The 21450-nt window shown below is 46.9% G+C and carries 14 protein-coding genes; 7 read left to right on the top strand and 7 right to left on the bottom strand.

The window, feature by feature from the left end; genetic code table 11:
• Positions 1-96: 96 nt before the first annotated feature.
• Both H6A28_RS07595 and H6A28_RS07590 read right to left on the bottom strand, forming a co-directional pair.
• Positions 97-870, bottom strand: a complete 774-nt coding sequence (locus tag H6A28_RS07595) for an ABC transporter ATP-binding protein (RefSeq protein ID WP_204479628.1) — start codon at positions 868-870, stop codon at positions 97-99.
• Positions 867-1610: an MlaE family ABC transporter permease gene (locus H6A28_RS07590; protein WP_204473718.1), complete on the bottom strand. Its 744-nt coding sequence runs from the start codon at positions 1608-1610 to the stop codon at positions 867-869. Before H6A28_RS07590 ends, H6A28_RS07595 begins: the two co-directional genes overlap by 4 nt.
• Positions 1611-1749: 139 nt before the next feature.
• Between H6A28_RS07590 and lptB the strand changes: the two genes are divergently transcribed.
• Positions 1750-2568: an LPS export ABC transporter ATP-binding protein gene (gene lptB / locus H6A28_RS07585; RefSeq protein WP_204473716.1), complete on the top strand. Its 819-nt coding sequence runs from the start codon at positions 1750-1752 to the stop codon at positions 2566-2568.
• A gap of 100 nt (positions 2569-2668) precedes the next feature.
• Here the strand turns inward: lptB and H6A28_RS07580 are convergent, their stop codons facing one another.
• The 5 genes from H6A28_RS07580 to H6A28_RS07560 form a co-directional block, all read right to left on the bottom strand.
• Entirely contained in the window at positions 2669-3832 is a 1164-nt protein-coding gene (locus H6A28_RS07580) for a SusF/SusE family outer membrane protein (protein ID WP_204473714.1), read from the bottom strand.
• A 19-nt stretch (positions 3833-3851) separates the two neighbouring features.
• The gene (gene susD / locus H6A28_RS07575) at positions 3852-5519 is read right to left on the bottom strand and encodes a starch-binding outer membrane lipoprotein SusD (protein WP_204479622.1); all 1668 of its coding nucleotides are present in this window, start codon (positions 5517-5519) and stop codon (positions 3852-3854) included.
• A 24-nt stretch (positions 5520-5543) separates the two neighbouring features.
• Positions 5544-8561, bottom strand: coding sequence for a SusC/RagA family TonB-linked outer membrane protein (locus tag H6A28_RS07570; RefSeq protein ID WP_204479621.1), 3018 nt, complete (start codon positions 8559-8561; stop codon positions 5544-5546).
• Positions 8562-8637: 76 nt separating this feature from the next.
• Positions 8638-10818 carry a glycoside hydrolase family 97 protein gene (locus H6A28_RS07565; RefSeq protein WP_204473708.1) on the bottom strand — a complete coding sequence of 727 codons (2181 nt, stop codon included), beginning with the start codon at positions 10816-10818 and terminating at the stop codon, positions 8638-8640.
• Between the two features lie 176 nt (positions 10819-10994).
• Positions 10995-12848: a glycoside hydrolase family 13 protein gene (locus H6A28_RS07560; RefSeq protein ID WP_204473706.1), complete on the bottom strand. Its 1854-nt coding sequence runs from the start codon at positions 12846-12848 to the stop codon at positions 10995-10997.
• Between the two features lie 177 nt (positions 12849-13025).
• On the opposite strand from H6A28_RS07560, the gene H6A28_RS07555 reads away from it, so the two are divergent.
• The 6 genes from H6A28_RS07555 (at position 13026) to H6A28_RS07530 (ending at position 21440) form a co-directional block, all read left to right on the top strand.
• The gene (locus H6A28_RS07555; protein ID WP_204473704.1) at positions 13026-14621 is read left to right on the top strand and encodes a DUF6377 domain-containing protein; all 1596 of its coding nucleotides are present in this window, start codon (positions 13026-13028) and stop codon (positions 14619-14621) included.
• Between the two features lie 210 nt (positions 14622-14831).
• Positions 14832-15470 (top strand): HU family DNA-binding protein, encoded by a 639-nt coding sequence (locus H6A28_RS07550; protein ID WP_204479619.1) that lies wholly within the window; start codon positions 14832-14834, stop codon positions 15468-15470.
• 40 nt (positions 15471-15510) lie between these two features.
• Positions 15511-16350: a peptidylprolyl isomerase gene (locus H6A28_RS07545; protein ID WP_204473700.1), complete on the top strand. Its 840-nt coding sequence runs from the start codon at positions 15511-15513 to the stop codon at positions 16348-16350.
• Positions 16351-16362: 12 nt separating this feature from the next.
• Complete coding sequence (locus tag H6A28_RS07540) at positions 16363-17601, top strand: M16 family metallopeptidase (RefSeq protein ID WP_204473698.1); 1239 nt, start codon at positions 16363-16365, stop codon at positions 17599-17601.
• A complete protein-coding gene (locus H6A28_RS07535; RefSeq protein ID WP_204473697.1) occupies positions 17598-18923 on the top strand; it encodes an MATE family efflux transporter in 1326 nt (441 codons plus the stop codon). Before H6A28_RS07540 ends, H6A28_RS07535 begins: the two co-directional genes overlap by 4 nt.
• A 3-nt stretch (positions 18924-18926) precedes the next feature.
• A complete protein-coding gene (locus tag H6A28_RS07530; protein ID WP_204479617.1) occupies positions 18927-21440 on the top strand; it encodes a hybrid sensor histidine kinase/response regulator in 2514 nt (837 codons plus the stop codon).
• Positions 21441-21450: the final 10 nt, after the last annotated feature.

The raw sequence follows: 21450 nt of genomic DNA, 5'->3' as shown, positions 1-21450 counted from the left end.
CTTCACGCTGTTCCGAAGCCTCCGTCAAGAAAAACGGCAGAAAGCACACACACCTCCTACCGTCTTTTCTCCAATTATTTTTCCGACGCCTCCTGATCAGAGTTTCTGCGCCTTATTATTTTCTTCTTTTTTCACTTTCTGCAACAAATCCGAAGCAAATATAAAGTTATTCAACCGCTCATTCGTAGCATTGAACACTTCATCCTTGGTACCTTCCCATTCTTTGTGCCCCTGATAAATATAAAGGATGCTATCACCGATTCCCATCACTGAGTTCATATCATGTGTATTGATGATGGTCGTGATTTTGTATTCCGTCGTGATACTGTGAATCAATTCATCAATCACCAGTGACGTCTTGGGGTCCAGACCGGAGTTCGGCTCATCACAAAACAAATACTTAGGTTGGAGAGCAATGGCGCGAGCAATGGCCACACGTTTCTGCATACCTCCACTGATTTCTCCCGGAAATTTCGATTGGGCGTCCAACAAATTCACACGGTCCAGACAGAACTGAGCACGCTTCACCCGGTCACGATAAGTGTCATTGGAAAACATGTCCAGCGGAAACATCACGTTTTCCAGCACCGACAACGAGTCAAACAAAGCGGCACTCTGAAAAATCATTCCCATTTCCCGACGCAAGGCTTTCTTTTCCTTTTTCCCCATCTCCAGCAGGTTGCGCCCGTCGTACAAGATTTCTCCACATTCCGGAGTAAGCAATCCAACGATACATTTCATCAGCACCGTCTTACCGGAACCACTCTGTCCAATAATCAAGTTCGTTTTTCCACTATCAAACGAAAAATCGATATTTTCAAGGACCATACGCCCTTCAAACGACTTGCATATAGATTTTAACTGTATCATCCCATCAATAATTGTGTAAGTATTAAATCTGAAAACAAAATCAAGACGCTGCTTGATACCACCGAATCCGTACTGGCCTTTCCCACTGCAATGGAGCCGCCTTCCACCGTATAGCCAAAATAAGCCGACACGCTGGCAATGATAAAGGCAAAGAACAAAGATTTAATGAAGCTGCACCAGATATACCACTCCACAAAGCAATACTGCAGTCCGTATTCCAAATCTGTGGCGTTCATAATCCCAGCAAACCAGGCCGTACAAAACGCGCCGATGATACCCGCAAAAATACTGAAAATCACCAGGAATGGAATCATGGTCATCAGCCCCAAGATCTTGGGAAGAATCAGATAGGAGGCGGAATTCACTCCCATAATTTCAAGCGCATCAATCTGCTGCGTTACCCGCATCGTACCAATCTCCGAGGCTATATTCGACCCTACCTTACCGGCCAGAATCAAACACATGATAGAGGAAGAAAACTCCAACAGCAAAATCTCACGCGTGGTATACCCCACCACGAAACGCGGCATCCAAGGGCTTTCAATATTCAATTTGATCTGGATACAAATCACGGCACCGATAAAAAAAGAGATCAGCAACACAATGCCGATGGAATTGATGCCCAGCTGTACCATTTCATTCCGATATTGCTTTAAATACATCCGGATACGCTCCGGGCGGGAAAACACACGCCCCATCAACATGAGGTACTTTCCCAGATTCGTGACAGGCTTTATCATATTGTTACAATCATATTTGGCACAAAAGTACTGCTTTTTAGCTATATTATGATAAAAGACAGGAGGATTTTCGAATTAAGGACCACAGAAGCCAAGATTTTTACTACTTTTGCACGACTGAACAGCTAACGAAAAGACAATGGCAGCGCAAGAAAATCAAGAAAATACAGCCGAAAAGTTTGAATTGCCTTCCGACGGGAGAATGGTGCTCCGCACCGAAAATCTGGTAAAGAAATACGGAAAGCGAACGGTGGTAAGTCATGTTTCCATCAATGTGAAACAAGGCGAAATCGTGGGACTGCTGGGACCGAACGGAGCCGGAAAAACCACGTCTTTCTACATGACAACCGGACTGATTGTGCCCAACGAAGGACATATTTACCTGAACGACAAAGACATCACTTCTTATCCTGTATATAAACGCGCTCAAAACGGTATCGGTTATCTGGCCCAAGAAGCTTCCGTGTTCCGCAAGATGAGCGTGGAAGACAATATCGCTTCGGTGCTGGAGCTGACCAACAAATCGCCCGAATACCAGAAAGAGAAACTGGAAAGCCTGATTGCTGAATTCCGACTACAGAAAGTCCGCAAGAACTTGGGCGACCAGCTCTCCGGAGGAGAACGCCGTCGTACGGAAATTGCCCGCTGTCTGGCCATTGACCCGAAATTCATCATGCTCGACGAACCTTTTGCCGGTGTCGACCCGATTGCGGTGGAAGACATCCAGCACATCGTCTGGAAACTGAAAGACAAGAACATCGGTATCCTGATTACCGACCACAACGTACAGGAAACACTGAGTATCACCGACCGTGCCTACCTACTGTTTGAAGGAAAAATTCTGTTCCAGGGTACGCCGGAAGAACTAGCCGAAAACAAGATTGTCCGCGAGAAATACCTGAGTAACAGTTTCGTCCTGCGGAGAAAGGACTTCCAGCTGAAAGAGATTAGAGAATAATACAAACTGTAGAAGAAATTATAACCTGTTTTTTAAAGAAATGTCCCTCTCCGCAGCAACCTGTGAAGAGGGACATTTCCATATATCAAAACCTCAATATCTAATCAAGAGTTCCTGTTCCATCTGCAAAATTCAACGATATTTTCTGACCTGGATTGGCTGTCAAAGAATATTCAGCTCCTAAATCAGTCCATCCATTATTGACCGCATTGTTTTCGCGATAGAAGATGGTTTCACCATCTTTCAAGGTAAATTCAAGCCGCCACCAGTCTGTGTTCGCCTTGATACACATACGAACTTCACCCGCAGCCGTCAAAGCCGGAGAGACAAAGCTGCCACTCTTATCTTCCGGAACAGAAAACTTATAGGCTTCATTGTAGTTCCAGTCGCCCACCGTATTTCCAAACACATACACATTAGGTTCGTAGAAACTCATAGTATATTGATACTCTTCTCCATTCACGGCAGCTACCAAATAAACAATATACCATCCAGCTTTGTCGACTTTAATATTACCTCCATTATCTGACAGCCCGGCTCCCGCATGATCTTCAAACTGATGGATATTAGAATAACCATTCCAGTCTTGTTCAAACTTACCGAATTTAAATTCGGCACCTGCATCAAAATAAACCATACTCCAGAACTCTCCGGACAGCCCGTTCACACTGACCATCGGTTGCCACGTTCCCCAAGCCGTTCCGATGCTGGAACCAACTAAATACATTGCCTCAGGCGGCTCCAAAGTAGAAACAACTTCACCCAGTTTCACTTGGCTGACTTTAACCACATTCGATACCGAACTACCCAGTTCACTACCCGTAATCACTGCCGTAAGCCGGAAATACACCGAAGTTACCGTGCCAATATACGCATCTGCTTCCGGGTTCGCCTGCTTCCACAAATCCACTACAGCCGTATTCAGCTCTGTAGACTTCAATGCAATGGAAGTGGAAGTATAAGTCGTCGACAAAGTCTTGTAATTAGCTTCAGCTTCTTCTGTGGCATCCACAAAAGATTCATTCAGTGAAACCTGTACACTATAAGTCGTAGCCGCCGTAAAGCCATAAGCAGGCTGCACACAATTCAATACAATCGTATCCTGAGCCTCTCCTAAATCATATACATTGTCCTCCGGAGTTTCCAGTACAAAAGTCTCTGCTTCCTGTAATGTCGGATTATCGTCTCGGTCTGTATTACAAGCCGTCAGTAACGGAAGTCCGCATCCGACTAACAACAAAATGGGAAATAATATCTTTTTCATGTTACTTGCTTCTAATAGATTAATAACCTTCATTCTGGTGCATGTTCGTATTATTGTTCAAGTCTGTGGCAGGAATCGGATAAACATTGTAAATGTCACTAACCGACTTGCCTTCTTTCACGCCCCCTTTCCAATCCCACAAATACTTGTCGGTAGTAAAGCAGTCGAAACGTACCAAGTCACTACGACGACGTCCTTCCAGATAGAATTCACGTGACCATTCATCCAATAAATACATCTCAGTAATGTCATTCAAGGCAGGTTGCTTGACACAGCCACGTTTTGCACGCAAAGTCTTGATATCCTCCCAGGCCAGGCTCTTTTGATTCAGCCGAAAGTTGGCTTCTGCACGGGTCAGATAAGCTTCTGCCAACCGGAACAACGGGATATCCGTATCCGGATATTCGGTGTGGCTGGTAGAAGCTCCATCCGAACGGATGTTCTGCCATTTCACAATAGACAACCCACTCTGGAAACCAGTAATGGATTTCGGATCCATTGTTCTGCGTCCGCCACCTGCACCCGAATAGAACATAGCACGGTCATCACCTGCTGCTTGAATCATATCCTGCGTCCGCACGCCATATTGTGCATCCCAAGCATCGATAGCCTCATCATTGGCAAAATCACTCTGCCCGGGCACTTCTACATCTTCCGGAATCATTGGAACAGATCCTTCCTCAAAGAACTTATACACCAGCGCATTGCGGGCTATCAGACACGACCAGCCGTTTGTAGTACCCATGTGCGGCATTCCACCCGTACGCGTACCACATACCAAATAGGTAGAACCCCCATAGTTTCGGGTCTTCATACCATCCTGACGAATGGGAAGAATGATTTCCTTCATGGCCTTTTCATTTTGGTCATTATCGGCCATAAACATCAGTTTATAGTCATCGCATAACTCATAATATCCGCTATTGATCACTTTATCCGCATACGTCTTGGCATTTTCATAATCTGCCGTACCGGTGTACACCTCCGCATTCAAGTAGACACGGGCCCTCAACAGCCAGTTGGCTGCTTTGTCTGCGCGTCCGAAAGGAGCCTGACCCGGCTCATACATATCTGCCTCACATTCGCTGAGTTCATTCTGGATGTAGTCAAACAAATCCTTCCCCGTTTTTTCAACCGGTAATTCATTGTCAAAATGCTCCTTGAAAGGTGCCTTTCCAAACAAGTCCAGGAAATAAGAATAGTGCAAGGCACGCAAGAAACGCACTTCCGCACGCTGACGAAGGGATTCCTCATCCGTTTTGTCAGCAATCTGGTCCAAGAAGAAGTTCATTTGAGTAATGTCATAACCCAAACGCACATACACCCACTCGGTACGCTGACTGGAAGAATTCCACGCAATGCTGGTAAACTGAGGAATATCCACGTTGTCCTGCCATACCCACACACATTCGTCTGTAGACAGTTCCTGACAATTAAATATGGTACGATAGAATCCGGATTCCCCTTCATCCTGTCCATCCAGGTCGGGAGTACCTGCCAGACCTTTCTGTCCTGTCAGACCCAGCAAGGCATACTGCTTGACAAAAGCCCCCTCCTGATCAAAGCTGGAAGAACTTTGCGGGTCAATGGAACTAATGTCCAAATCATTAATGCACGATACATTTCCCAATGAAACGGCCACAATCATCGCCGCTGAAAATATATGTTTCAAATAATTAGTTTTCATACGTCTTATTAATGTTTTCATAGATTAGAATTGCAAATTAACTCCCAGCAGGAACGTAAACGCACGCGGATAAGGATTAGAGTCAATACCACTCTGCACCTCCGGATCCAGTCCCTTGTACTTGGTGATAATAAACGGATTCTGAGCCGTTGCATACACACGTCCACCAATGCCCTTATAGGCTGAGGTCTTGAACAGATTCTTAAACGAATATCCCAGTGTAATGTTGTCACAACGCAGGAAAGAAGCATTCTGTACAAAATAGTCGCTCATGTAATAATCTCCTTTTCCTGTAAAGCCTAATGCGATGGCTTCCGGGGTAGTATTCGAATACGCCGTGTTAGAGAACAATCCCGAGCTGCTCACATTCGCTTTTCCTGCCAAAAAGTCGTAATACACATAGTTGTTCAGGCTGCTGCGCAAAGAAAAACTGAAATCCCAGTCTTTATAAGTCATCTTCGAAGTAAGTCCCATCATGAAATCAGCAGCCGGTTTCTTGTAGATATACTTATCAGAGCTGTTGATGATGCCATCTCCATTGCGGTCGACAAACATATTCTCAATCGGATTACCGTTTTCATCATATACCTGCTGGTACACATAGAAAGAGTTAGCTGCATAACCCACCTTGTTGACTTGCACCTTCGTATTGTTACCACGGGAAATGCTGTTACCCGTTTCTACGTAATAATCTGCATCATCTCCACCGGTCAGCTTGGTAATCTCATTATGGTTCCAGGTAAAGTTATAAGTCACGTCCCACATAAAGTCTTTCGTAACCACCGGTTTTACGTTAAAGGCAAATTCCACACCGTAATTCTTCAAAGAACCGATATTCTGCAACATTTGTGCATTGAAGTTCGTGCCTACCGGAATCTTCACACTGTTCAGCAAGTCGTTTGTTTCACGATAATATCCGTCCACATTACCACTGATACGTCCGTTGAGGAATCCGAAATCCAATCCGGCATTATAAGTAGTGGTCTGCTCCCATTTCAAGTTCGTATTGAAGGCATTGGCACGCGAGGTATGATAATATGTATCTCCAAACGGATATTGTGCATAATCGTCACTTACCACATACAACGGCATGTAGGCAAAATCCGAACTTACATCCTGCTGTCCGGTGATACCCCATCCCAGACGGAGTTTCAAGTCAGACAGGAAATTGACATCTTTCAGGAAGTTTTCCTCCTTCATCTTCCAAGCCAGAGCCAGAGAGGGGAAAGTACCCCAGCGGTTTCCATCAGCAAAACGGGAAGAACCATCCCAGCGCATAGTGAAGGTGAACAGGTAACGGTCTAACAACGTATAGTTCAAACGTCCGAAATAAGAGACCAATGTATTACGGGTAGCATACGCCGTCTGTTCCTTCAACACGGCATCATGAATGTCTCCGGTATAAGGATCCACTCCATTCCCGATGGTAAATCCGTTCCGATGGAAATGCTGTTCCTCCCCACCGGCCATAATGTCAAAGGTATGTGCGCCTAATGTCTTGATATATTGTGCATATACGTTATACGACAAATTGTATTTGTATTCAGTTACAGCCGAAGTATTCCCATAATAGTTGTAAGAGAATGAATAGGGAGAATAAATGGTAGTCTGTGTACCATCTGCATATTCACCACCCAAGCTGGCATGCAAATGCAGGTCGGGCAAGAAATGAAATTTATAATCCACTTCCACATTCCCTACGAAATCGTTGCTGTTGGCACTGTCATCTTTCTGTTCCAAGGCTGCCACCGGATTCTGCGGCGTATTCTTATTCGCCGTATACCGCCACTCCGGATCCGAAAAATCAGAAGTAGACTGTGCATTCTGATAATAACCTCCAAATACGTCATACATACTGTCACCGCCATATACCGGACGAGTAGGATCCATGGAAAGTGCACCTCCAATGGCTGTTCCAGCATCTGCATACCGGTTCTTTCCATTCATGTATTTGGCCGTTACATTCACCTTCAAATGGTCATCGAAGAAAGAAGGTGCCAGATTAACCGATGCGGTAAAACGCTGGAAATTGGACGTTTTCAAGATACCATTGTTATAACTGTATCCCAATGAAACACGATACGGAAGATTCTTCAGACCTCCGTTGATAGACACATGATGGTCGGTACTGATGGCCGGACGGAAAATCTCATCCTGCCAGTCGGTATTGGCCGTACCCAACGACGCCGGCAACTCATCGCCAAAAATCTGCTGGGCGTATGCCCGGTATTCGTCTCCATTCAACACATCGTATTTCTTCTGAATGGTGGATACGGAAACTGAACCGTTGTAGCTGACCCTCGGAGCCTGACTGCTCTTTCCTTTCTTCGTAGTGATAATGATGACACCGTTGGAAGCACGGGAACCATAAATGGCTGTAGCCGAAGCATCTTTCAACACCGTAAACGTCTCAATATCTTCCGGATTCACCATGGAAAGCCCGTTCGACATACCCTTGACACCGCTGTTATCAATAGCCAGCCCGTCAATCACAATCAGCGGATCGTTGCTGGCATTCAATGAAGAACCTCCACGAATACGGATTTGTGCACCTCCACCCGGAGTACCGTCATTGGAAATCACACTCACACCAGCTACCTTTCCGGTCAACATATCTTGCGCATTGGTCGTAATACCCTTACTCAATTCATCCGGTTTGATGGCCGTCACTGAACCAGTAGCGTCATTCTTCTTTACCGAGCCATAACCGATAACCACCACATCATCCAACATTTCCGTATCATCTTGAAGTGTGACATTCATGGTAGCTGCAGCTGGAAGCTCCTGCGTTTTGTAACCGATAAAAGAAATGACAATCACATCGCCCTTTTTAGCCTCCAACGTAAAATTACCATCAAAATCAGTAATCGTACCCACAGTGGTTCCCTTCACCAGCACATTGGCTCCGATGACTCCCATACCGGCATTGTCTTTTACAACTCCTTTCACAGTAAGACCTTGTGCAAAGGCCTGTACGGAAAGTAAAATTCCGACTATCCATACAGACAGGAATTTACTCGCATTGTTCAATTTTATTTCCATATTATTAAATTAAAGTGTTACCTAAATTCGGAATTCCAATACCTATTGAAAACCACAATCTTTCCCTTATTATTTCTTATTTCACTTCCTTGATGGAAATGGCGTAACCTCCACCCACAGCAGCCTTCAGGTTCAATTTGGTCTTATTGGTCACTTTTTTCTTGGTAATAGTATAAGCCTGCGGATTTTTGTCCCAGCTGGCATCCTTTGCATCAGCATAAATGGTAGCTTCATATTTCTTGCCCGGCTGCAGGAAATCGAGAGACAACTTCGATTCATGACCGTTATATCCGGCCGTACATCCCACATACCAGTCGGTAGTACCTTTGGCACGGCGTGCAATGGTGACATATTCTCCCGGTTCTGCTTCCAGGTATTTGGTTTCGTCCCAGTCGACAGCTACGTCTTTAATAAACTGGAAAGCATCCATAAAACGCTCATAGTTTTCAGGGATATCAGCTGCCATCTGCAGCGGACTGTACATCGTGACATAAAGTGCCAACTGGCGTGCCAGAGTGGTACGTGCATGCGATTTGTTGTTCGGATTCACCTTGCTGCAATCCGGTTCAAAAATACCCGGCGTATAATCCATCGGTCCTCCTAACAAACGGGTAAATGGCAGGATGGTGGTATGGTTCACATTGTTTCCGCCAAAGGACTCGTATTCCGTACCACGGGCCGATTCATTGCCAATCAGATTCGGATAAGTACGGCACAATCCGGTCGGACGCACGGCCTCATGCGCATTCACCATAATCTTGTAGTCGGCCGCTTTCTTCACTGCATACAAATAGTGATTCACCATCCACTGTCCATAATGATGTTCTCCGCGCGGAATGATGTCGCCCACATAGCCACTCTTTACCGCATGGTATCCATTGTCCACCATAAACTGATAAGCCTTGTCCATGTGACGCTCGTAGTTACGTACAGACGCCGATGTTTCATGATGCATGATCATCTCTACTCCCTTGCTGGCCGCATAGCGATGCACTTCTTCCACGTCAAAGTCAGGATAAGGAGTCACGAAATCGAACACATAGTCCTTGCTCTTGCCAAACCAGTCTTCCCAGCCCTGGTTCCATCCTTCCACCAACACGGCATCAAAACCATGTTTGGCTGCAAAATCGATGTAACGCTTTACGTTTGCGGTATTAGCCGAATGCTTTCCGTTGGGTTTGGTCTTGGAATAATCCGTCTCACCCAATTTCACGCTCGACAAATCATCCGTATAAGCCCAAGTTCCTTTATTGGTAATCATGTCCCACCAGATACCGATGTATTTTACCGGATGAATCCAGGAAGTATCTGCAATCTTGCAAGGCTCATTCAAGTTCAAAGTGATACGTGAAGCCAGAATATTGCGCGCATCATCACTCACAATCACCGTACGCCAAGGAGAAGTACACGGTGTTTGCATATAGCCCTTATCCCCTTTGGCATCAGGAGTCAACCAAGACTCAAACACCAAATTCTTGTCGTCCAAGTTCAGACTCATGCAAGAATAGTCCTTCAAAGCCGCTTCATGCAAGTTGATATACAATCCGTCGTCCGTTTTCATCATCAAAGCTGTCTGTACTCCTGTCGGTGAGAACACAAACTGTGAAGAATTCTCAGTGACCGCCTCTTTCATCTTTCCACGAATTTCAGAAAGACGGGAAGTGGTATAATCATATTCCTGCGTATCGTAATCACCCGGAATCCAGAACGCAGTATGGTCGCCTGTCATGGCAAACTGCGTATGTTCTTCCTTGATAACAAAATAATTCAGGTTCTTCTGTTGTGGAAACTCATAACGGAAACCCAGTCCGTCATTGAACAAACGAAAACGAATCACGATGTAACGGTCATTTTCCGGCTGGTCAAGTGTGACTTCCAGCTCATTGTAATGATTACGGATTTCACTCTCTTCTCCCCATACCGGATGCCAAGTCTCATCAAAAGTAGAAGTATGCGTTTCTCTGACTTTAAAACCGGTCATCAGGTTGGTCTTTTCATCCACACGCTCCTTATCCTTGCGTTCCGTCCATTCAAAGCCAATCCGTTTTTCCGGGTCTTCCCGTTTCAATTCCAACCCTAAAGTACTGGGTTTGATGACCTGTTTGTTCTTAAAGGTAAGCTCATACACCGGAGCTCCTTTCTGGTTCAAACTGAAATCCATCACCAGATTACCATCCGGCGAAGTCAGTTTCTGTGCGTGTGCCAAAAGTGCACAACAACACATTGCTACAAAGGCAAAAGTTTTTCTTGTTTTCATACGTTTTTCGCGGTATTAATTTAATTAGGTTTATGTTTTTCAGTTACTGAAAGCAAAATTAAGCTTCCTCCTCAATTTTGATATTCGTAAATAGAAAAATAGAAACCCACAAAATATTTAATCATTTATAAATAAGTCACTTAACAGATAAGACAAAGCTTAAAAATAGAAATGCATTAGAACTCCAACACCAGGTTTTCCCGTCCTTCCAACGCCAATTTTCCTCCTAAATTCACCTGCTTTCCCGTCAGCACATCCCGGGCTTTGTCTGTCGGAAGAATTTCCCTGTAAGGAGTCAGGTCGAGTTCTTTCGGAGAATCGGTTCCGTTCATCATTACCACCACTGATTTACCGTTAAATTCCCGCTGATAAACATACACGCCCTGACAAATGGAATAATGCTTCAGCGTACCTTTTCCGATAACTGAGTTTCCCTTTCGCCAGTTCAACAACCTGCGCGTAAACTCGAATGCCTCATTCTCCAGGGATGTCCGTCCGCTGGCCTCAAAGCAGTTGCGGACATCGCCCGGCCATCCGCCCAGAAAATCCTTACGCAAGTCACCGTCTCCTTTTCCTTTATCACCGGTCATCAGGATTTCCGTTCCGTAATAAATCTGCGGAATCCCACGGGTAGTCAGTAAAAAGACCAAAGCCTGTTTATAACGCTTCAGATTCTGCGCCAGCTCATCCGTCCGGGTAAAGCGTGAAGTGTCATGATTGTCCAAAAAGATCAACAAGTTCATCGGATTCGCATACACCAAATCCTGTGTCTGATAATCATACAGTTTATAGAGACCACCTCCCCACTCACCGGTCTCTTCATCAAAAGCCTGGTTCATGAGTGCCTGCAAAGGGAAATCCATCACCGTAGGTAAATTAGAGTTCAACGGAGCCGCCAACTTACTGTCCTTCTGCCAATAAGCAACCAGCACATTGCTGTTCAACCAAGTTTCTCCTACAATATTGAAATAAGGATATTCCTCCAACACCTCTTTGCACCACTGACTCATAAAATCAAAATCCGCGTAGGGATGTGTATCCTGCCGGATGCCGTTAATACCGGCATATTCAATCCACCAGATACTGCTCTGTATCAGGTAGCGTGCTACATGACGGTTACGCTGGTTAAAATCGGGCATCACGGAAGTGAACCAACCGTCGGTAGCAATCTTCTTTTCATACTCACTGGCATGGATGTCCATCACACTGGCTGTCTTGAACGAAGTCTGTACATAATTGGAATGAAAATTAAACCACTCTTTCGAAGGCTTGTCCTTAAACAAGTAGTTCTCGCTGCCGCAATGGTTGAAAATCATGTCCATCACCACTTTCAAGCCTTTTTCGTGTGCCTTGTCCACCATGTCACGGAAATCCTCATTACTGCCAAAGCGTCGGTCTATCTGATAATAATCCGTAATGGCATACCCATGATAAGAACCACCCTCCATGTCATTTTCCTGCGTCGGGTTCAGCCAGATAGCCGTCACCCCCAAATCGGCGATATAATCCAAATGATTCGAAATACCCTGAAGGTCTCCTCCATGGCGGGCAAACGAATCGGTACGGTCCAGCTTCGTTTCTCTCATATCTTTCACCACATCATTTTCCGGATTCCCGTTGGAAAAGCGGTCGGGCATAATCAGATACAATACATCCTCCGAAGTAAATCCTTTCACATCTTCTCCCCTTCGTGTACGCGCCTTCAATTCGTATGGTATTTGAAGTTCCTTCTTTCCATTCTTTAATTGGATATGGAACGTCTGCGCCTTCGCCTCCGACAAATCTACGTACAGCAACAGGTAATTCGGATTCTCCTGCTTCACGACTTCCTCCAAATAAACTCCCTCTCCCGACACGGTCACATCGGAAGAAGCCAGGCCGTCGCCATACAACAAAATCTGCAATTCAGAATGCTTCATTCCCGCCCACCAGAACGAGGGGGCAATCTTCTTTACGTCCATGGCCCGGGCAGCCTGCCCCGTTCCCCACACGAAGAGGAACACAGCCCATAAAATCAATGTATGTTTCATGATATTGAGGTTGAATGTTTTTCATCGCAAAAATAGATTCCTGAAAAAAGATTTCTTATCTTTGGAAACAAAATATAAACGCATACAGGAACTAATATTCTGATTCACTGTATGCTAATAAAAACTTCAGTGATAAAAATATAAATGAGATAATACGTTCTATTTAACCTTAAGACTATGAAAATACGATTTTACCTTCTACTTCTCGTATTGGGAGGCGTCTTGCAAACCGCCGTTTGCGCACAAACCTCCAACGAGCGGATATTGGTACAACTTGACAAAGTCATTTCCCAAAAAGAAAAATACCGGAGCGAACGGGAAGCAGCAATAGAACAGCTCAAACAACGTTTACATTATGCCTCAAGCAATGAAGAAAAATACAAACTCTGTGGAGAACTCTTCAATCTCTATCTTCATTATCAGGCAGATTCTGCCAGCCTGTACATCAAACGCAAGGAATACTACAATTCTTTGCAAAGGCATCCGGACCGGGACATTGAAATAATGATTAACCATGCGGAAGTAAGAGGAGTAATGGGTATGTACAACGAGGCCTTAGCCGAATTACAAGCCATCAATCCTCATCAGCTAAATTCTCCAAACAGAGAATACTATTATTTCACCATCAGAGCCTGTTATGGATGGATGGCCGACAACACCGTGGACAAAACTGTTCAGGAGAAATACCTGCGTCAAACCGCACTTTACCGTGATTCTCTTCTTGAAATCATCCCAAAAGGTAATAACCACCAAATTATTCTGGCCGAGAAACTAATATTGGAGGGACATCCCGACAAAGCAATCCCCCTTTTAAACAAGGTGCTCACGTCCTCTTTAGGCCAGCAAGAAAAAGCCTATGCATTCTATACCCTCTCACTGGCCTATGAAGCCAAAAAAGACATAGACATGGAAGTCTACTATCTGGCACAAACCGCCCTTATCGACCTGACTTCCTCTGTACGAGAGTATGCCGCCCTACAGAGACTCGCCCGGCTGGTATATCATCAGGGTAATCCGGAAAGAGCCTATACTTACGTGAGCTGTTCCATGCAAGACGCAGTGGCCTGCAATGCCCGCCTACGTTTTTTAGAGGTGACAGAATTCTATCCCATCATCGACAAGGCTTATTCGGACAAGAAAGCACAAGAAAAACGGCTGGAACGGATTTTAATGTTGAGTCTCAGTCTGTTAGCCATATCACTGATTGTACTGGCATTCTATTTATATCATGGAATGAAAAAACTTTCCGCCATGCGAAAAGATTTGTCACAAACGAACAAAGAGCTCGTGGCAGTCAACAAACAACTGCAACAAACCGGGAAAATCAAGGAGGTGTATATCGCACGTTACCTCGACCGGTGTGTCAGCTATCTAGACAAACTGGAACAATACCGACGTTCCCTCGAGAAACTGGCCATGGCTTCCCGCATAGAAGAACTGTTCAAGGCCATCCGTTCGGAACAATTCCTACGCGAAGAACGCAAGAATTTCTACAACGAATTTGATAAATCATTCCTGGAACTGTTTCCCCACTTCATCCGCGACTTCAACAATTTGCTCACCGACGAAGGAAAGATTGAGCCCAAACCAGGCGAGATACTGAACACCGAACTCCGCATCTTTGCCTTAATCCGCCTCGGAGTAACCGATGCCAACCGGATTGCCCATTTCTTAGGTTACTCTCTGGCCACGGTCTACAATTACCGAAGCAAGATACGTAACCGGGCTAAGGGAGACAAGGAGAACTTTGAGCAGGAAGTGATGAACCTGTAAACGCAAATTTCCCCGCCCTCATTCTTGCTTTTCCCCTTGAATTTAACTATCTTCACCAAAGAGAATTCTCTGTTTCACACTGTGGGATACAAAAACCACAGTGTGGGATACATATTTCACACTGTGAAATACAAATCCCGCACAATGAAACAGAGAATTTGTCGAAGGAAAAGAAAGAATTTGTTGAAACCTTTAAATTTATTACTTACGATGGCAGCAACTTACACCATGCAGGAAATGAAAGACCTGCACAACGAGGACGAAACACTCCTCTATCCGAGAATGATCATCAAAGGCCAATGCAGTACAGAAGAACTAGTCAACGAAATTGCCAAACAAAGCAGCTACAGTGCGGGCGAACTCAAAGGCATGCTGATAGCCTTGCACGAAGCCATGACCCGCGAAATGGCCCGAGGCTACTCCGTCAAACTTGACCAGATAGGCACCTTCACACCTTCATTGGGACTGACCAAGGGCAAAGAGGCTGAACTCCCCGAGGGGGACACCCGACGCAACGCCCGCAGCATCCAAGTGAGGAACATCAACTTCCGGGCCGACAAGGAACTGATACAGAAAACCAACCAGCACTGCACCCTGGAAAGGGAAAATGGCACTTCCCGACTGAAAATCTCCCGACACAACAGCGAAAAACGGCTGAAAATAGCTCAAAACTTCCTGCAAAACCATCCTTACCTGACCGTATCCGACTATATGGAACTGACCGGACTGAGCCATACCACGGCGGCCCGCGAACTGCAAACTTGGAGCCGCACTCCTGACTCCGGCATACAGGCCAAAGGACAACGCACACACCGAGTCTATATAGCTGCTGTTCCAGAAGAAAAATAAAGAGTTTTTTTATACCTTTGCACCATCATTTTTTTGGGACATGAAAAGATTATCTATTTTACTCACACTGATGGCCTGCTGCCTGATGGCATGCACGGGCAATCAAAAAAAGACAACCGATATGGAAACTGGAAACGAAACACTTGTACGTTTGGAAACGACCATGGGCAACATCACGGTCAAACTGTATAACGAAACGCCCAAACACCGCGACAACTTTATCAAGCTGGTAAAGGAGGGTACTTACGACAGCACACTCTTCCACCGTGTCATCAAGAACTTCATGATTCAGGCAGGTGACCCGCAGAGCAAGACGGCTACCGATACAACCACATTGGGCAACGGTGACGTAGGCTATACGATTCCGGCCGAATTCAACCCGAAATTCTTCCACAAGAAAGGGGCACTGGCTGCAGCCCGTTTAGGAGACGACGTGAACCCGAAGAAGGAATCTTCCGGCTGCCAGTTCTACATTGTCACCGGACGGAAATTCTCGGAAGCACAGATGATCAGCATGGAAAACCAGTTGAACGATGCCCGTCTGGAAAACGTATTCAACGAACTGGCCCGCAAGCACATGAAAGAAATCTACAAGATGCGGAAAGCTGGCGACAACGACGGACTGCTGGAACTGCAGGACAGCCTGGAAGCGCAGGCACGTGCCATCGTGGCCAAGGAACCGGCTTTGAAGTTCAGTCGTGAACAGATTGCAGCCTACACCACCGTGGGAGGGGCTCCTCACCTGGACGGTGCCTACACTGTATTTGGCGAAGTAACTGAAGGTATGGATGTCATCGACAAGATTCAGGCGGTCAAGACCAACCGTGCCGACCGTCCGGAAACCGACGTACGTATCCTGAAAGCAACTGTGATTGAATAATCTAAGAACCACATGATTCAAGTTAACCGTTATACCCTGGACAACGGGCTGCGGATTGTACACAACGAGGACGACTCTACCCAAATGGTCGCCCTCGACTTACTGTACGACGTGGGAGCCCGCGATGAAGACCCGTCGCACACGGGATTCGCCCATCTGTTCGAGCATCTGATGTTCGGAGGCTCCCTTCATATCCCCGACTATGACACACCGGTACAGAATGCCGGCGGGGAAAACAATGCCTGGACCAACAACGACATTACGAATTATTATATCACCCTGCCGTTCCAAAACGTGGAAACGGGTTTCTGGCTGGAAAGCGACCGTATGCTCAGCCTCGATTTTAACCCGAAAAGCCTGGAAGTGCAACGGCAAGTGGTCATCGAGGAATTCAAACAACGCAACTTGAATCAGCCGTACGGCGACGCTTCGCACCTGATACGCGAACTGGCCTACGAATCACATCCTTACCGCTGGCCGACCATCGGCAAGGAGATTTCACACATTGCTCAGGCTACGCTGGAAGAGGTGAAGGACTTCTTCTATCGGTTTTATGCGCCCAACAATGCCATCCTGGCCGTCACGGGCCACATCTCCTTTGAAGAAACGGTCCGACTGGCCGAGAAATGGTTCGGTCCGATTTCGGCCCGGAAGATTACCCCCCGCCAGTTGCCGAAAGAAAAGCCGCAGACGGCCATCCGACGTAAAACAGTGGAACGAAAAGTACCCGTGGATGCCATCTACATGGCTTTCCACATGTCCAACCGCATGCACCCGGATTATTATGTGTACGATATGATTACGGATATCCTGTCGAATGGACGTTCTTCCCGTTTCGTACAGTCACTGGTACAGGAACAAAAGCTGTTCATGTCCATCGATGCGTATATTTCGGGCAGCCTGGACGAAGGGTTATTGCACATCACCGGCAAGCCGGCTACCGGCATATCGCTGGAACAGGCCGAAGAGGCCATCTGGAAGGAACTCGACAAGATGAAGACCGTACCCGTCAGTCCGCAAGAGCTGGAAAAAGTAAAGAACCGTTACGAAAGCGAACAGATTTTCAACAACATCAACTACCTGAACGTGGCCACCAACCTGGCATTTTTTGAACTGACAGGCAAGGCCGAAGACATCAACGACGAAGTGGATAAATACCGCGCCGTCACGGCCGCACAGATTCAGGCGGTTTCTGCCAAATGCTTCGTACCCGAAAACTGCAGCATTCTTTATTACAAGGCTATTTCATGAAATCATCGAACTACCGGGCACTTCTTTGGCTGGGTATTCCCATCGTCATCGGACAAATCGGCGTCATCGTACTGGGTTTTGCCGATACCCTAATGATTGGGCACCACAGCACGCAGGAACTGGCGGCCGCCAGTTTCGTGAACAACATGTTCAACCTGGCCATCATTTTCAGCACGGGATTCAGCTACGGACTGACTCCCATCGTGGGAAGCCTGTTCGGACAGCGACGCCATGAGGCGGTGGGACAGGTGCTGAAAAACAGCCTGGCAGCCAACACCTTGCTGGCCGTCATCGTCTGCCTGGTCATGGCTGTACTTTACTGGAATCTGGAACACCTCGGACAGCCGGAAGAACTGCTTCCAGTGATGCGTCCCTATTATCTGGTACTGCTTTCTTCTTTACCTTTTGTGCTGTGGTTCAACGGATTCAAACAATTTACCGACGGCATTACCGACACCCGTATTTCCATGTGGATTCTGTTGGGGGGCAACGTACTGAACATCGTGGGAAACTACCTGCTGATTTATGGGAAAGCCGGATTTCCAGAATTAGGGCTGTTAGGGGCCGGCATTGCGACCCTGACCTCTCGCATCCTCATGGTAGTGGTCTACCTGATTCTCTTCTTCGGCACATCCCGCTACGAAGCATTCAAGAAAGGGTTCACGCAAGGACACCTCAACAAGTCCGACTTCGGACAACTGAACAAATTAGGGTGGCCCATTGCCGGACAGATGGGAATGGAAACCGCTTCGTTCAGCCTCAGTGCCATCATGGTGGGCTGGCTGGGCAGTACGGCACTGGCATCCTATCAGATTATGATGGCGGTATCGCAGGTGTGCTTCATGATGTACTACGGCATGGGGGCTGCCGTATCCGTACGCATCAGCTACTTTTTCGGACAGAAAGACTTGGAAAATGTACGCCGCACGGCCCGTACGGGGTTCCATATCATTCTGGTCATGATTGTGCTGGCCGCTACGCCGATATTCCTGCTCCGTCACCACATTGGCGGCTGGTTTACAGACGATGCGGCCGTCAGTCTTATGGTGGCCCAAGTCATCATTCCTTTCCTGATTTACCAGTTTGGCGACGGCCTGCAAATCAATTTTGCCAATGCCTTGCGAGGGATTGCCGACGTGCGTCCCATGATGCTGTTCTCGTTCATCGCCTATTTTCTGATTTCACTGCCGGCAGGTTATTTCTTCGGATTTGTCTGCCAGTGGGGCGTCACCGGAATCTGGGCGGCTTTTCCTTTCGGACTCACCAGTGCCGGAATCATGTACTACTTACGGTTCAGATATAAAACCAAACAACGCTGTTAAACCATGTTTTCCACTTCTTCCAAAATCGTATTCGGCTACATCGTGCTGATCGGACTGCTGCTGGGGGCTTTCACCTACACCATCCAGCAGATGAACCTGCTCACCACTCCCTCCAACCTGAACGAACAATTGGATCATCGCCGTCACATCACGCACCGTATCATCAGCCAGTTGTATGATGCCGAAATCATCGGACAGACCTTGCGAACCGGCAACCTGGACGAATATTATCATTACCTGAAAGCCATGAAAGAGGTGAACGCTTCCATCGATACGCTGGAAATCATCCTGACCGATACCATGCAACAGGCTCGTCTGGATACGGTGAGAGACTTGCTGCACAACAAGCAATGGAACATGTATGCTTTACTGGAAACTATGCGGAATACCCCGACCGACCAGATTTACCAGGAACAACTGGACAGCCTAATTGCCCAGCAGGATTCCCTGCTCAGCACACCCCATATCCGGAGAAAGGTCATCACGCACCACAACTCCTACACCATCCACCACAAAAAGAAAGGATTCTTCAAACGCCTGGCCGATGTATTCGCCCCAGGCAAGGAAGATTCCACTCAGGTGAGCAACGTGATACAGGAAGAATATACCGATACGCTCGATGAGGTGTACAACCCCGTCGACACCATCAGTCACATGATTACGGGTATCCAGCACAAGGTGTTCCAGACCCGGCAAAAAGAAACTGAAATGCTGAACGCACAGATCAACAATCTCCGTGTAATTGGAAGCGGCCTCAGCCAGCGTGTCAACCAGTTGCTGGAAAACATCGAGCAGGACGAACAGGAAGCGGCCCGAATCAAACTGGCACAGGAGGAAGAAATTCGGAAGAATGCAGCCGAGACCATGGCCAAGATTGCCATTGCTGCCTTTGTCCTGGTATTGATATTCTCCATCGTCATTGCCCGTGACATTACCCGCAACAACCATTACCGCAGGGAACTGGAAAAGGCCAAGCTCTATGCCGAAAACTTGCTGGTAGCCCGCGAAAAACTGATGCTGACCATCACCCACGACATCAAGGCTCCGGCAGGCTCCATCATCGGCTACATCGACCTTCTTATCCGGCTGGTTCGCGACCGGAGACAGCAGTTCTACTTATCGAACATGAAGAGTTCGGCCCAGCACCTGCTGGCCCTCGTCACTTCCCTGCTGGATTACCACCGGCTGGAAGCAGGCAAAATGGACCTGCATCCTGTGGCATTCAATCCCCACGAACTGCTGACCGACATTTACAACAGCTTTTTGCCACTTGCGGAGAAAAAAAATCTGCAGCTTATTTTCGAGGAGCATCTTCCGGCATCACTTACCTTGGAAGGTGACCCCTTCCGTATCCGACAGATTGTAGAGAACCTGCTGTCGAATGCCTTGAAATTCACGGCAGCAGGTAAAATCACACTGGAAGCAGCCTACCACGGCAACCAGTTTGTATTTCGTGTGGCAGACACGGGATACGGCATGACAGCCAAAGACCAGGAACGGATTTTCAAAGAGTTTACCCGTCTACGCAGTGCCCAGGGACAGGAAGGTTTCGGACTCGGTCTGTCCATTACCCGCAAACTGGTGGAACTGCTGTTGGGCAAAATTACAGTAGAAAGTACCCCGGGAGAAGGCAGTACGTTCCAAGTATCCATCCCCCTGCCCTCTATTTCTCCCAAAAAGGCATCACAAATACCAGAAACTTCTCTGTCCATTCCGGAAACCTTGCTACGGGTACTCATCATCGACGATGACCGGATACAGATGCACCTCACGGAAGCCATGCTCCACAACGTGAGTGAAGAAGTGAAAGGGCTGAAAATAGAAACAGTATGCTGTGAACAGCCCGAAGAGCTGGTAGCACAGTTACAAGCACAGACTTTCCACCTTCTGTTTACCGACATCCAAATGCCGGCCATGAACGGATTTGAGTTGTTGAAACACCTCCGCAGCCTGCCTCTGCCGCAGGCACAATCCATTCCGGTCATTGCCATTACCGCACGGGGCGACATGGACAAGAATGATTTCCAACAGAAAGGATTTGCCGGCATGCTGCAGAAACCTTTCAACCAGTCGGACTTGAAGAGTGTCTTGAAAGAAGTCTTATCCTGGCATGAACTGGATACGACCAGAAAAGGACCTTCCCTACCTCCCAAAGAAGAAAACACGGAAGATACCTACAATTTTACTCCGCTGACAGCCTTCTCGGAAGATGATCCGGAAGCAGCCCAAGAAATCCTCCGGACGTTTGCGCAGGAAACCCGCAAGAACCTAGAAAAGATACAGACGGCCCTGCAAGCGGAAGATATGGACACCCTCTGTGCCGTAGCCCACAAGATGCTGCCTACTTTCCTCATGATTGAAGCCCGGCAGGCTATTCCTTCCCTCCAATGGCTGGAACAACAGAGAGGTACACATACCTATTCTCCAGAAGCTGCGCAGGCTGCCACTCGGGTAGTAGAAGAGACACAAAAAATCCTGAAATGCAAAATCTTGAAGGATATAGAAAGAGTATCGTAAAAAAGATTAT

It is taken from the genome of Bacteroides mediterraneensis, assembly GCF_016900355.1.
GTDB lineage: Bacteria > Bacteroidota > Bacteroidia > Bacteroidales > Bacteroidaceae > Phocaeicola.
Note: the sequence above shows the minus strand (reverse complement) of the source record. Positions and strands in the feature narration are given on the sequence as shown.